Genomic DNA, 13,089 nt, shown 5'->3' on the forward strand with positions numbered 1-13,089 from the left:
CTTCCGGTTTTTTATGGGGAGAGTTTCGAATGGGCCGTCTTTCCGGGAAGATTGCACTGATCACGGGCGGGGCTTCGGTTCCGGGCCTTGGCAGCGCGACCGCACAGCGCTTTGCCGAGGAAGGTGCCAAGGTCTGGCTGACCGACCGTGATCTGGCCGGAGCCGAGAAGGTCGCCGAAGGCATCCGCGCCGCTGGCGGTCAGGCGAAGGCGCTGCTGCACGATGTGACCAACGAGGCGCAGTGGGACGAGGTCTTCGCCGGGATCGAGGCCGAGGACGGCAAGCTCGACGTCTGCGTCAACAATGCCGGCATCGCGGTGCTGCGCCCGATCGAGGAAATGACCTCGGCCGACTGGGCATTGCAGAACTCGGTCAACCTCGACAGCGTGTTCCAGGGCACCAAGCGCGCGGTGATCCTGATGCGCAAGACCGGCGTGAAGGGCTCGATCATCAACATCTCGTCGGTTGCCGGGCTGATCGGCGTGCCCGCATGCGGGGCCTATGCCGCAGCCAAGGGCGGTGTCCGCCTGTTCTCGAAAACCATCGCGGTGGAGACGGCCAAGGACGGCATCCGCGTCAACTCCGTCCACCCCGGCATGATCCTGACCAATATTCAGGGCGTGGCGCAGGAAGACAACGCGGCGAACTATGACGCGACGCTGGCGCTGGTGCCGATGGGCTACATGGGCGCGCCGCTCGACATCGCGAACATGAACCTGTTCCTGGCGTCGGACGAGAGCCGCTATGTCACCGGCACCGAACTGGTGGTCGACGGAGGCATGACGGCGCTTTGATTTTTGGGCGCGGGCGCTGATGCCCACCCCCGACCCCTCCCGCCTGCGGGAGGGGAGTTGCGACGTCAGCTCCGATTTCTGCGAAATGTCGCAACGCTTGTTGCCCCCCTCCCGCAAGCGGGAGGGGCCGGGGGTGGGCACGACTGCTACCCAGCCACCCAGCGGATCGCGTTCTCGACCAGACGGCGGTAGTGCGGATTGTCGTAAGCCGAGGGCCCATCGCCGGGCTGGAGATAGACGAGGCGGCTGTTCAGCGCCTGCCTTGCCCAGCCGACGAGGTTCGAGCCGGGCGGATGATTCCAGCCTTCGCGGCTGAACATTTCGCCTTTCACGGCAAGGTCTGCGGACCAGAAGTGGTCGCGATCATAGCTGGCGCTTGAGCGGAGCAGCGGGGTGCATCCCTCTTCCAGAACCTGACCGAGATAGACCTCGTCGGTTAGCGTGAAGCTTGTTGGCAGACCCGCCGTCACCGGGTGACCCTCAACTACGGTGACTTCATGGGTCACCTCGTGGCAATAGCCACTGTCGAGCACCGGTTCGCCCCGCCAGGTGCCGGGGTGGTAGAAGAACTGGCCGCCAAGCCAATCGTGATACTCGGCCCATGTCGGCCACCCTGCCAGTGCATGATGCAGCGCGACGACGCCCTTGCCCTGTTCGAGCAGAGCGCGGAAACCGGCCTGCAGTTCTGGTGATGGATCTCGATAGAGTGGGGCGTTCTCCGGCGCCTCGAAATCGAGGCCGGGCATATCATAGAGCACCAGTGCATCGAAGTGGCGCATGGCGTCCGGGTTCATCAATAGCGCGGCGGCGGGCTGATCGACCATCGTTGCGGAAATGCCGTCCATCGCCTGGAACATGGCATCGAAAGCGGTGCGGTCGAACGGATGGCCGCGCACCGCGACAAGGCACTGCAGCGGTGCGCGATGCTTGATGATCGGCATCAGGCGACCTTCACGATGACTTTGCCAATGGCCTTGCCCGAGAGCATCCGGCGATAAGCGACAAGCGTGTTCTCCAGCCCTTGCGTCTCGTCGAGATTGACGGTCAGCTTGCCGGCATCGACCCATTCGCGCAAGGTCGGCAGGAACTCTGCACCGCGATGGAGGAAGTCGGGGATAAAGAAGCCCTCGATCCTGAGGCGGCGCATCAGCACCTGATCGAAGCGGGCGGGACCGGGCAGGGGCGCATCGTTATCATAGGCCGCGACCATGCCGCAGACCGCGACCCGGCCATAATGCGCCATGTTGGGCAGGACGGCATCGAGCAATGGACCGCCGACGTTGTCGAAGTAGGCATGGACGCCGCCCTCGATCGCAGCGAGGCGCGCGGCGACGTCCTCGTTCTTGTAGTCGATCGCGATATCGACGCCGAGCTGTTCGGTCAGGTAGCGGCACTTCTCCGGCCCTCCGGCAATGCCGACGACTTTCGCGCCGAGGTTGCGCCCGACCTGACAGGCCATGGAGCCGGTGGCCCCGGCAGCGGCCGAGACGACCAGCCATTCGCCCGGCTTGATCGCCGCCACTTCCTTCACGCCGACATAGGCCGTCCATGCATTCATGCCGAGCGCGCCGAAGTGGTGGCGGATATCGCCGAGCGTTTCGTCGACGATCTCGAGGCCTGCCAGCGCGGGGACCATCGTGGCGTAATCGGCCCATTGCCCGAAGCCACGCACCAGCGCACCGACTGGGAAGGCTGGATCGCGTGTCTCGCTGACTTCGCCAAGCACAAGGCCGGACATCTTCGAGCCGAGCGGCAGCGGCGGCTGATAGCCGTCGGTGCGCGGGCTCATCCACATGCGCGTTCCGGCATCCATCGACAGCCAGCCGACCTTGACCCGAACCTCGCCTTCGGACAGCGGTGCAACATCCTCAATCTGCAGGCTCAGGGCACTCTCGAAGTCGGAGCCTTCGGGGTGGCGGTCCAGACGCCAGAAGCGGTTTTCGGTCATCGCAATTCCTCTCCCGTGCAGAGGTGCCGACGCTACGGCATTGCGGCACCTAGCCAAAGGGCGAGGCTAACGCATTGGCGAGGCGCTGTTTCACCGCAGCAGGCGTAGACGCGCGACCCTGTACAAGCAGAAAGGGAGGATACGACATGCGTACCCTGAAGGGACTACTTCTTGCGACCTGCGCACTCGGCGCGGCAGCTCCGGCCATTGCCCAGGACGCGGCTCAGGACGGCGCCAGCGCTGGCGGCCTCGAGGAAATCATCGTCACCGCGCGCAAGCGCGAAGAATCGGTGCAGACCGTTCCGGTTGCCGTGACCGCGATTTCCGAAAAGACCATCCAGCAGCGCGACATCACCTCGATCGAGAAGATCGCGGCAGCCACGCCGAACCTCAGCGTCGGCCGCGCTTCGAACGGCTCGGGCGCGCAGCTGACCATGCGCGGCATCGGTTCGTCGTCGACCTCGATCGGCATCGAGCAGTCGGTCGCCGTTGTCGTTGACGGTGCCTACTACGGTCAGGGCCGCATCATCCAGGAAGGGTTCTTCGACCTCAAGCGGGTTGAAGTGCTCAAGGGTCCGCAGGCCCTGTTCTTCGGCAAGAACGCCACGGCCGGCGTGATCAGCCTGACCACCAATGATCCCGGCCAGGACCGCGAATTCATCGCTCGCGCCGGCTACGAGTTCCGTTCGCGCCAGTACCAGGGCGAACTGATCGCCTCGATCCCGCTGACCGACACGCTGGGCGTGCGCTTTGCTGCGCGCGGCTCGATCATGGACGGCGGCTACTATCGAAACGTCTCGGTCGACCGCACTTACACTACCGTCGACATCCGCAACGTGCTGGCCGGTGGCAGCGGCAATCCGCTGGGCTCGGTGGCCAAGCCTGCTGCATCGCGCGCACCGGGTGAGGACGAGTTCCTTGGCCGCGTCACGCTGAAGTACACCCCGACCGACCGTCTGACCGTGACGCTCAAGGGTTCGTACAACTACAACCAGGTCAACAATTCCTCGTGGAACTACGTGGCCTACAACTGCGGCCTCGCCAGCGGCGTCAGCCAGCTGACCGGGTACCGATGCGGCACGGATTTCGTGACGCACCAGAACAACATGCCCGCCGACATCGCCAAGAACTTCCCCTTCGCGAAGGAAAACGGCGAGCTGTACAACCGCTATCGCTCGTGGGCGATCAACGGCGCGGTCAGCTATGAGCTGGACAACGTCACGATCAGCTCGGTCACCAACTACAACACCAACAACAACCGCTGGACCTGCGCCTGCGATTTCCAGAGCAGCAACAACGGCACCTGGGCGACCGAGAACAGCACGTGGAAGGCGTTCAGCCAGGAACTGCGCGCGCAGACCTCGTATGACGGCCCGATCAACCTGATGGTTGGCGGCCTTTACCAGAAGACCAAGCGCGACTTTGCCCAGTACGTGATGTTCGCAGGCCTGCGCGACGACACGGCTTCGGCGGCCAACCGCTTCGTCGCCTCGTCGAAGACCAGCTTCACCGATGGCGAGACCGCGGCGCTGTTTGGCCAGGTCAACTGGAAGCTGATCGACACGCTCGAACTGGCGGGCGGCGTCCGCTATACCCACGAGACCAAGGACAGCTTCTTCACGCAGCCGTACAACAACCTCGGCGTGCAGGGCATCTTCCGTGACCGGAACGATCCGGACGGCCTTGGCGAAGTGACCGCAAAGCAGGTCTTCGACGACTGGTCGCCGGAAGTGACGCTGACGTGGAAGCCGCAGCAGGGCATCCTCGTCTATGGCGCCTACAAGACGGCCTACAAGTCGGGCGGTTTCTCGAACGGCGGCATCAACTCGAAGTTCTCGAACGATCCGCTGGCCGACCTGACCTTCAATCCCGAGAAGGCGCGCGGCTTCGAAGCCGGGATCAAGACGACGCTGGCCGATAACCAGCTTCGCCTGAACCTGGTGGCGTTCACCTATGCCTACAACGATCTGCAAGTGGACTTCTTCAACTCGCCGATCTTCGCCTTCCAGACGCTGACGGCGGATGCGCGGACCAAGGGCGTCGAGTTCGAGTTCGAATACGCGCCGCGCAGCATCGATGGCCTGAACCTCCACGGTTCGGTCAACTACACCAAGGCTCGCTACACCAACTTCCCCTCGGCACCGTGCTATGCCGGCCAGACCCCGGCACAGGGCTGCACGCTGGTGGGCGGGCTGGACGCGCGCCAGAACCTGAATGGGGCTCCGCTTTCGGTTGCGCCGGAATGGACCGGTGCGTTCGGCGTGGGCTACGAGACGGCGGCAGGCGAAGGCATGAAGCTCGGCCTCAATGTCGATACGCGCTACTCGTCGAGCTACCTCGCTTCGGGCTTCGGCAATCCGTTCTCGCGCCAGGGCAAGTATGCCACGCTCGATGCGGGCATCCGCTTCGGGGCAGAGGACGACAACTGGCAGATCGCGGTGATCGGCAAGAACCTGACCAACCGCTTCTTCGTCAGCGGCGTGGTCGATGGTCCTTCGACCGGCGGCGGCACCGGAACGGCTGCAGGCGTTCGCGCCGACCAGCTCGGCTTCGGCAACCTGCCGCGCACCGTCCAGGTCTCGGTGATCAAGCGTTTCTGAGCTTGATGCAGGCATGAGCAATTGAAGGGCGGGGCCGAGGCTCCGCCCTTCTTGCATTGGGGCTTGCGGAATCATTCAATTCAACTATTCTTGAAATATCGAATCGTTGGAGGATGAACGTGCAGTCTGCATCGGTTGTTCGCGCACTCGGCGCGCTGGCGCAGGAGCACCGGCTCGCTGCGTTCCGGCTGCTCGTGCAGGCCGGGCCGGAGGGTCTGGCCGCTGGCGCCTTGGCTGAGGCGCTCGACATCGCGCCATCCTCGCTCAGCTTCCATATCGCCCAGCTGGCAAATGCCGGACTTGTCACCCAGCGCCGCAACGGCCGGTCGATCCTCTATGCGGCTGACTATGCCGCAATGGCGATGGTGATGGGCTTCCTGACCGAGAATTGCTGTGGCGGGGCGGCTTGCGTACCCACCATCGACTGCAAACCTGCCAGCACAACCGAAAGGGACGTCGCATGAAGCGTTTCCATGTCCACGTCGGCGTTGCCGATCTCGAAGCCTCGATCGCCTTCTATTCGGGGCTGTTCGCGGCCGAGCCGACCGTGGTGAAGGCCGACTATGCCAAATGGATGCTGGAAGATCCGCGCATCAACTTCGCGATTTCGCAGAAGGACGGCGCGACCAAGGGGATCGAGCACATCGGGCTGCAGGTGGAGGACGCCGACGAACTGGCCGAGGTCTATGGCAGGCTTGCCAATGCCCGTGGGCCGGTGCTCGAGGAAGGCGCAACGACCTGCTGCTACGCGAAGTCCGAAAAGAGCTGGATCGCCGATCCCGATGGCGTGGTGTGGGAGGCGTTCCTGACCCAGGGTGAAAGCACGGTCTACGGCGACAGCCCGGACCTTGCACCGCTCGCGTCAGCCAACGCGTCGGCCACGGCCTGTTGCACCCCGAAGGTTGCGGCGCCGGCAGCAAAATCGGGGTGCTGCTGATGGCGGAACGGCCATTCTCGGTGCTGATCCTGTGCACCGGCAATTCCGCCCGCTCGATTCTGGGTGAAGCCATTCTGGGGCTGAAGGGCGCAGGGCGGATTGTCTCCTACAGTGCAGGCAGCAAGCCCAAGGGCGTGCCGCATCCCGGTGCGCTCCGGCTGTTGGCGCGCAAGGGCATCGATACCGCGTCGTTCCGCTCGAAGAGCTGGAACGAGTTTACCGGCCCTGCTGCGCCGCCCATCGACCTGGCCATCACGGTTTGCGGCAACGCTGCGGGAGAAGCCTGCCCGGTTTTCATGGGCGCTCCGCTCAAGGCGCATTGGGGCCTGCCTGATCCGGCCGATGTCGCAGGCGACGACGCTGCGGTCGATGCCGCGTTCGAGCAGACCTGGGCCTGGCTGGAACTGCGCGTGGCCGCTTTTCTTGCCCTGCCGTTCGAAACGATGGACCGCGCCGCACTGGTCCGCGAACTGGCCCGCATCGGGCAGATGGAAGGAGCCGCCTGATGGCCACGATTGCTGCCGAAGCTTTCGAGAGGCCGCGCCTCTCGTTCCTCGACCGTTACCTGACGCTGTGGATCTTCGCGGCGATGGCGCTGGGCATTGCGCTCGGCAGCCTGGTGCCTGCCGTTCCGCAAGCGCTGGGTGCCATGTCGATCGGATCGACGAGCATTCCCATTGCCGTGGGCCTGATCCTGATGATGTTCCCGCCGCTCGCCAAGGTGCGCTACGAGGAACTGGGGCAGGTCTTCCGCGACCGCAAGGTGCTGGCCCTGTCGTTCGGCCTGTGCTGGATCGTCGCGCCCGCGTTCATGTTCGCGCTCGCCGCCCTGTTCCTGCCCGGCAATCCCGAATACATGACCGGCCTGATCCTGATCGGCATCGCACCATGCATCGCCATGGTGCTGGTGTGGAACCAGCTTGCCGGCGGCAGCCCGGAATACGTGACCGGCCTCGTTGCGTTCAACTCGCTGTTCCAGATCGTCTTCTACGTTCCCTTCGCGTGGTTCTACCTGACCTTCCTGCCGCCCTTGTTTGGCCTCGAAGGGCATGTGGTGGATATCGACTTCGCGATGATCGCGCAGGCGGTGCTGACGTATCTGGGCGTTCCGTTCCTTGCCGGCTTCCTCGTGCGCAAGGCGCTTGTCGGCGCGCGCGGGCGGGACTGGTACGAGACGCGGATCATCCCCGCGATAAGCCCGCTGACGCTGGCGGCGCTGCTGTTCACCATTGTCGCGATGTTCAGCCTCAAGGGAGGCGAGATCCTGGCCCTGCCGTTCGACGCGCTGAAGGTCGGCTTGCCGCTGGTGGTGTTCTTCGTGGTGATGTTCGTGATAGCCTTTGCGGCAGGGCGCGCGATCGGCGTGGGCTATGAACGCACGGCCTCGCTGGCCTTCACCGCGGCGTCAAACAACTTCGAACTGGCAATTGCGGTTGCCATCGCGGCATTCGGCCTTGCCTCGCCCGTGGCGTTTGCTGCCGTGATCGGTCCGCTGGTCGAAGTGCCGGTATTGATCGCGCTGGTCAATCTCGCGCTATGGTTCAGGAAGGCGTGGTTCCACGCCTCCTGAACCGCGCAGCCGGTCAGCAGCCCTTCGGGGCGTGCTGGCGGTGGATGTTGCGGAACGAGCGGCTCTTGAACAGCCACTTGCCGTCGATCTTCACGCAAGTGTCCTCGTAGACGCCGCGGTCGCGCATGGTGGTGCCGTTCTGGTCATAGACCTCGGCGGTGTAGCTGCGCATCGTCGCAGTATCGCCGGTCACTTCGATCGAGCCCGGCCAGGCTTCGAACATGATGCCGGGATAGTTCTTCATCGCCTCGATCCACATCGCCTTGATGGCGGCGCGGCCCTTGGTCGTGCCAAGCTCCGGATAGTCGGGCAGCGACCACTCGGCGTCCTCGGCCCAGGTTGCGGCCCAGTCGTCGGCATCGACGCGGGTCACGGCGTCGGCATAGGTTTCGAGCAGCTCGCGGATGGCGAGGCGGTCTTCGGCGGGGCCGGTGAAGGGCATTGTCGTTCTCTCCCGATGGTTCGTTGCGGGAGAGAAGCTAACGTAGGCCGGGATGCCGCGAACCTGCGCTTTCAGCGAGTTCAGATAACGACGGGCGTCTCGTCCATGCCCGGCGCTTCGTTGGGCACGCAGACCTCGATCTGGCCGCCTTCCACCCGGACCGGGAAAGTCCGCAGGTCCTTGTAGGCACCGCCGATGCAGCGACCGGTCGCCATTTCGAACCGCGCGCCGTGCAGTGGGCACATCACTGCGCCACGGCGGATGCGCCCGGTTGAAACGAGCGCTGCCTGATGGGTGCAGCGATCGTTGACCGCGAACAGCCCTTCGTCGGTTTTCGCCACGAGCACGTGCCAGCCGCCGACCTTCGTGGCGATCTTGCCTTCTGCAGGGAATTCGCTTTCGGCGATCAGGCTGTGCCAGGAGTCGGTCAACGTCTGCGTCCTCAAGTCAATCGAATGGTCTGGATCGGGTCGGAACCCCGATAGTCCTTCGCCGCCTGCGCGACCATGGCGTAGAAATCAACCAGCGTTTTTGTGGGGGCATAGAGTTCGGTGAACAGCCCGAGCGTCGCGGTGGTGTCGGCAAAGGCGAAGACGAAGCCGTCGGTCATTTCCGCACGCAGGGCGCATTCGGCGCCGCGAGAGGCGAACTTCGCCAGTTCTGCGTCCACGTCATCGACGAACACCGCCACATGATGCATGCCCCAGCGGCCCGATCCTTCCGGATAGAGATCGCGGAAGGGCGAGGGGCCGGGGTTGTTCTGCGCGACGAACTCGATCATCACCTCGCCCCACTGGCCATAGGCGGAAGTGTGGTCGAGTTCGCGCTCGACCCCGCGATGCACGGAGCGGGCGAGCGGGATGTTGTCGGCGACGAAGTAGGGGCCTGATCCGAAGGCTTCGTGATGGGCACGCGCGGCGGCCCGGACGTCTTCCACGAAGAACGCCACCTGCCGGATCGGAAGCCCGCCCGTCATATCGAGGCGCCGCCGTCCACGCGGAACTCCGCGCCGGTGGCAAAGGCGCTGGCGTCACTGGCGAGGAACACGGCCATCGCGGCGATTTCCTCCGGCTTGCCGAGGCGCTTGACCGGATGGACATCGACGAAGCTCTGGTACAGCGCTTCCGGGTTGTCGCTTTGCGCCAGCACCTTGTCGATGATCGGCGTGTGGATCGCGCCGGGGTGGATCGAATTGCAGCGGATGCCATAGCCCTTTTCGGCAAAGTGCAGCGCACAGGACTTGGTCATCAGCGTCACCGCCGCCTTGGCCGCGTTGTAGGCGACAAGGTTCGACGATGCCTTCACGCCCGAAAGCGAGGACATGTTGATGATCGAGCCGCCATGGGCCTTCATCTTCGGCAGCACCGCCTGCGTGCCCATGAAGACGCCAAGCACATCGATGTCGAGCTCGTGGCGGAACTGGTCGAGGGTGATCTCCTCGATCGAACCGAGCGTGGTGATCCCGGCGTTGTTGACCAGCACGTCGATCCGCTCGAACGGCGCGACGGCCTGCGCCCATGACGCTTCCTTCGTCACGTCGAGATAGACGAAGCGCGCGCCTATTTCCGAAGCAAGCGCTTCACCGCCGGTCGTGTCGATGTCGGCGATGATGACCGATGCACCCTCGGTTGCGTAGGCGCGGGCAATCGCCTCGCCAAGCCCCGACGCGCCGCCGGTCACGAACGCGACCTTTCCTGCGAGCGCGCCCATCAGATCAGGACCAGCGTCTTGCCGGTGGTCTTGCCGCTCATCAGTTCGATGAAGGCTTCGGGCAGTTTCTCGATCCCCGAGCGCACGTTCTCGAGCGGCTTGAGCTTGCCCTCGGCGAACAGCCGGTCGAGCATGGCCTGCGCCTCGCCCAGCACCTCAGGGTGATCGTATGTGATGAAGCCGCGCATGGTCAGGCGGTTGACCACCAGTTGCCATATGTTGCGATTGCCATGCGGGTTGTCGGCATCGTTGTACTGCGCGATCATGCCGCACACGGCGATGCGGCCGTGCAGGCGCATCAGCGGGAGAATGGCGTCGAGCGTCTCCCCGCCGACATTGTCGAAATAGACGTCGACGCCGTCAGGGGCTGCGGCCTTGATCGCTTCGCCCAGATCATCGACGGCGCGGTAGTCGATGGCGACGTCCGCGCCGAGATCCTTGACGATCTGCGCCTTGGCCGGACCGCCTGCAAGGCCGATGACCTTGCAGCCCGCCGCCTTGGCGAGTTGCACCACGGTGCTGCCGGTGGCGCCCGCAGCGGCGCTGACCACCACCGTCTCGCCCGCCTTGGCCTTGCCGATCTCGAAGAGGCCGACCCATGCGGTGAGGCCAACCGGGCCCAATGCGCCCATGTAATGCTGCAGCGGCACGCCGGGCGCCTGCTCGACCTTCTCTATGCCCAGCGCGTCGGCGCCGACGACGTAGTATTCCGACCAGACCGCGAACGTGCGCAGCAGCGTGCCGACCGGCCAATCCGGATTGTTCGATTCGACCACCTCGCCCAGCGACATGCCGTTGATCGGCGCGCCCAAGGCGACCGGGGGCAGGTAGCTCGGGCGGTCGTCAAGGAAGCCGCGAATGGCGGGATCGCATGAACCGACGCGCATCCTGACCAGGATCTCGCCGGGGCCGGGCTTGGGCCGTTCAACCTCGACGAGCGAAAAGTCCTCGGGGACCGGGATGCCGACGGGGCGGCGGGCGAGCGTGATCTGGCGTGTCCTCTCCATGGGCCGACCTTAGCTGCCTGAACGCAAAGGCATCGCTAGCCATATCGCTAGGTTTCGGGAAAGCGCCGCATGGTCGATCCTGAGGCCAAGAACGAGAGGACAATGCCATGACCATGACTGCACAGGAAATGATCCAGTTCGTCGACGATCTTTACGCCGCGACCGGCGTGGGCGACTGGGACAAGGCGGCTTCGATGCTGACCGACGATTTCTTCGTGAGCGAAGCGCCGGGCCTGCCGATGGAAGGCATCTATCGCGGCAAGAACGCGCTCAAGGAACTGTACATCAAGGTCATGGGGCTGGTCGATGTTGCTGGCCTTAACCGTGTCGAGACCACCGTAGGCAAGGATCATGCCGTCACGATCCTGTCGTTCCAGTTCGCCGATCCATCGCTGGCGCCCGCCGAGCTGTGCGAGATGTTCCGCTTCCGCGATGGAAAGTGCTGCGAGATCAAGCCGTTCTATTTCGATCACGCCGTGTTCCGCGCGGCGGCCGACCTTAAGGCGGCAGCGGCGGTCGCTGGCTGAGTGCATTTGACCCCTGCACTTTGGTGCATAGCTGCAATCCCTTAGGCTGCGATTTCCGACCAATTCAGTCCGGTTAACCTACTTTGTGCGCAACGCCGAAGAGGAGAAACCATGGTCGTCGCACGCGATCTGCAGGAGCGCATCGGATTTTACGAGCTGGACCGCAATCGGGGCAGCTTCGTCCGGCTTTCACGATTCGTCCGCCGGACGGTCGATGGGGGTCTCGAGAAGTTCTACGACAAGCTCGGCGCCACTCCGGCGCTGGGCAAGTTCTTCTCGTCGTCCGACCGCGTGCGCCATGCCCGCAACGCCCAGCGTGACCACTGGATCAAGGTTTTCGAGGACGGTCTTGACCAGGCCTACCACGAACGCGCGCTGACCATCGGCAATACCCATGCCCGCATCGGGCTTGAGCCCAAGTGGTACATCGGCGGCTATGCGCTGATCCTCGAGCACATGATCGAGGCATTGGTGCTTGGCGGCACCGGCCGTCTGTCGCCCGCGCGGCGGCGCATGGCGAGGGACCTCGTGGCGCTGGTCAAGGTTTCGATGATCGACATGGACATCGCCTTGTCGACCTATTTCGAGATGGCCGAGAAGAACACGCGCGACATCGTGCTGGGCAAGATGGGCGCATCGCTGCGGGCGCTTGCCGAAGGGGACCTGTCGACGCGAATGCGCGACCTGCCCGAGAGCTTCCGCCAGGTCGAGGACGATTTCAACATCGCGCTGGAAAAGCTGTCCTCGACGGTCGGCCTGGTAGCCGACAGCAGCGGCCATATTGCGACATCGACCGAGGAGATCCGCGCAGCGACCGAGAACCTGGCATCGCGTACCGAACGTCAGGCCAACAACGTGCAGGATTGTGCCCGCGCCATGGACGAACTGTCCGGCGGTCTGCGCCGGACATCGCAGGCCATGGCCGACCTCAGGATCTCGGCACGGGAGACCGAGGGCGAGGCTACCCAGGGGCGCGAAGCGGTCCGTCAGGCGATCGACGCCATGGACGATGCCCAGCAGAGCGCGCAGGAAGTGGTCCAGATCGCCGAAATCATCGACGGCATCGCCTTCCAGACCAATCTGCTCGCACTCAACGCCGGGGTCGAGGCGGCACGCGTGGGCGAGATGGGCCGTGGCTTTGCCGTCGTGGCCAACGAGGTGCGCGCGCTGGCGCAACGTTCCTCCGAAGCGGCCGACAACATCAAGAAGCTCCTTTCCGCCAGCCGCGAACAGGTTGATCGCGGGGCCGAACTGGTCAAGGGCGCAGGCGGCATGCTCCATGCGATCATCGGCAAGGTTACCGAGATCAGCACCGGCGTGGTCGAAGCGGCCCAGGCGACCGAGGAGCAGGCGGCTTATGCCTTGAAGGTCAACGAAGCGATTGCCGAGATCGATCTTGCCACGCAGCAGAACGCAGCGATGGTCGAGGAAAGCGCCGCTGCAACCCGCAGCATGGCCTCGACTTCCGGCAGGCTGGCGTCGGCAGTTTCGGTATTTTCAGGCCAGCGGGCCGCGAGCATTGCCGACTTGCGCCGGGCGGCGTGACCTGAGTTG

General features: G+C 64.3%; 15 protein-coding genes. 8 read left to right on the forward strand and 7 right to left on the reverse strand.

Annotation, left to right across the window (positions count from 1 at the left end; translation table 11 throughout):
• The first annotated feature begins 29 nt into the window (after window positions 1-29).
• Window positions 30-794: an SDR family NAD(P)-dependent oxidoreductase gene (locus I2488_RS00970; protein ID WP_196273940.1), complete on the forward strand. Its 765-nt coding sequence runs from the start codon at window positions 30-32 to the stop codon at window positions 792-794.
• A 146-nt stretch (window positions 795-940) separates the two neighbouring features.
• Here I2488_RS00970 and I2488_RS00975 read toward each other — a convergent pair whose 3' ends face one another.
• Together I2488_RS00975 and I2488_RS00980 are read right to left on the reverse strand one after the other, a co-directional pair.
• A complete protein-coding gene (locus I2488_RS00975) occupies window positions 941-1,735 on the reverse strand; it encodes a ThuA domain-containing protein (RefSeq protein ID WP_196273941.1) in 795 nt (264 codons plus the stop codon).
• Window positions 1,735-2,742, reverse strand: a complete 1,008-nt coding sequence (locus I2488_RS00980) for an NADP-dependent oxidoreductase (protein ID WP_196273942.1) — start codon at window positions 2,740-2,742, stop codon at window positions 1,735-1,737. Before I2488_RS00980 ends, I2488_RS00975 begins: the two co-directional genes overlap by 1 nt.
• A 146-nt stretch (window positions 2,743-2,888) precedes the next feature.
• Here I2488_RS00980 and I2488_RS00985 point away from each other — a divergent pair, with 146 nt between their 5' ends.
• From I2488_RS00985 to arsB, 5 genes are all read left to right on the forward strand, one after another.
• A complete protein-coding gene (locus I2488_RS00985; RefSeq protein WP_196273943.1) occupies window positions 2,889-5,342 on the forward strand; it encodes a TonB-dependent receptor in 2,454 nt (817 codons plus the stop codon).
• 119 nt (window positions 5,343-5,461) lie between these two features.
• Window positions 5,462-5,806, forward strand: coding sequence for a metalloregulator ArsR/SmtB family transcription factor (locus I2488_RS00990; protein WP_196273944.1), 345 nt, complete (start codon window positions 5,462-5,464; stop codon window positions 5,804-5,806).
• Window positions 5,803-6,279 carry an ArsI/CadI family heavy metal resistance metalloenzyme gene (locus I2488_RS00995; RefSeq protein ID WP_196273945.1) on the forward strand — a complete coding sequence of 159 codons (477 nt, stop codon included), beginning with the start codon at window positions 5,803-5,805 and terminating at the stop codon, window positions 6,277-6,279. Before I2488_RS00990 ends, I2488_RS00995 begins: the two co-directional genes overlap by 4 nt.
• A complete protein-coding gene (locus I2488_RS01000; RefSeq protein WP_196273946.1) occupies window positions 6,279-6,785 on the forward strand; it encodes an arsenate reductase ArsC in 507 nt (168 codons plus the stop codon). The genes I2488_RS00995 and I2488_RS01000 overlap by 1 nt, the downstream gene beginning before the upstream one ends.
• Window positions 6,785-7,849, forward strand: a complete 1,065-nt coding sequence (arsB, locus tag I2488_RS01005; RefSeq protein WP_196273947.1) for an ACR3 family arsenite efflux transporter — start codon at window positions 6,785-6,787, stop codon at window positions 7,847-7,849. The genes I2488_RS01000 and arsB overlap by 1 nt, the downstream gene beginning before the upstream one ends.
• Window positions 7,850-7,862: 13 nt before the next feature.
• Here arsB and I2488_RS01010 read toward each other — a convergent pair whose 3' ends face one another.
• The 5 genes from I2488_RS01010 to I2488_RS01030 all read right to left on the reverse strand — a co-directional run bounded on the left by I2488_RS01010 (window position 7,863) and on the right by I2488_RS01030 (window position 11,008).
• On the reverse strand, window positions 7,863-8,291 hold the full coding sequence (locus tag I2488_RS01010; RefSeq protein ID WP_196273948.1) for a nuclear transport factor 2 family protein: 429 nt from the start codon (window positions 8,289-8,291) through the stop codon (window positions 7,863-7,865).
• 80 nt (window positions 8,292-8,371) lie between these two features.
• Complete coding sequence (locus I2488_RS01015; RefSeq protein ID WP_196273949.1) at window positions 8,372-8,722, reverse strand: Rieske (2Fe-2S) protein; 351 nt, start codon at window positions 8,720-8,722, stop codon at window positions 8,372-8,374.
• An 11-nt stretch (window positions 8,723-8,733) separates the two neighbouring features.
• Window positions 8,734-9,267: a VOC family protein gene (locus tag I2488_RS01020; RefSeq protein WP_196273950.1), complete on the reverse strand. Its 534-nt coding sequence runs from the start codon at window positions 9,265-9,267 to the stop codon at window positions 8,734-8,736.
• Window positions 9,264-10,001 (reverse strand): glucose 1-dehydrogenase, encoded by a 738-nt coding sequence (locus tag I2488_RS01025; RefSeq protein WP_196273951.1) that lies wholly within the window; start codon window positions 9,999-10,001, stop codon window positions 9,264-9,266. The genes I2488_RS01020 and I2488_RS01025 overlap by 4 nt, the downstream gene beginning before the upstream one ends.
• Window positions 10,001-11,008, reverse strand: coding sequence for an NADP-dependent oxidoreductase (locus I2488_RS01030; protein WP_196273952.1), 1,008 nt, complete (start codon window positions 11,006-11,008; stop codon window positions 10,001-10,003). The genes I2488_RS01025 and I2488_RS01030 overlap by 1 nt, the downstream gene beginning before the upstream one ends.
• Window positions 11,009-11,115: 107 nt before the next feature.
• Here I2488_RS01030 and I2488_RS01035 point away from each other — a divergent pair, with 107 nt between their 5' ends.
• Window positions 11,116-11,535 carry a nuclear transport factor 2 family protein gene (locus I2488_RS01035; RefSeq protein WP_343070954.1) on the forward strand — a complete coding sequence of 140 codons (420 nt, stop codon included), beginning with the start codon at window positions 11,116-11,118 and terminating at the stop codon, window positions 11,533-11,535.
• Between the two features lie 111 nt (window positions 11,536-11,646).
• On the forward strand, window positions 11,647-13,080 hold the full coding sequence (locus I2488_RS01040; protein ID WP_196273953.1) for a methyl-accepting chemotaxis protein: 1,434 nt from the start codon (window positions 11,647-11,649) through the stop codon (window positions 13,078-13,080).
• The last annotated feature ends 9 nt before the right edge of the window (window positions 13,081-13,089 follow it).

Source organism: Novosphingobium jiangmenense, assembly GCF_015694345.1.
Classification (GTDB): domain Bacteria; phylum Pseudomonadota; class Alphaproteobacteria; order Sphingomonadales; family Sphingomonadaceae; genus Novosphingobium; species Novosphingobium jiangmenense.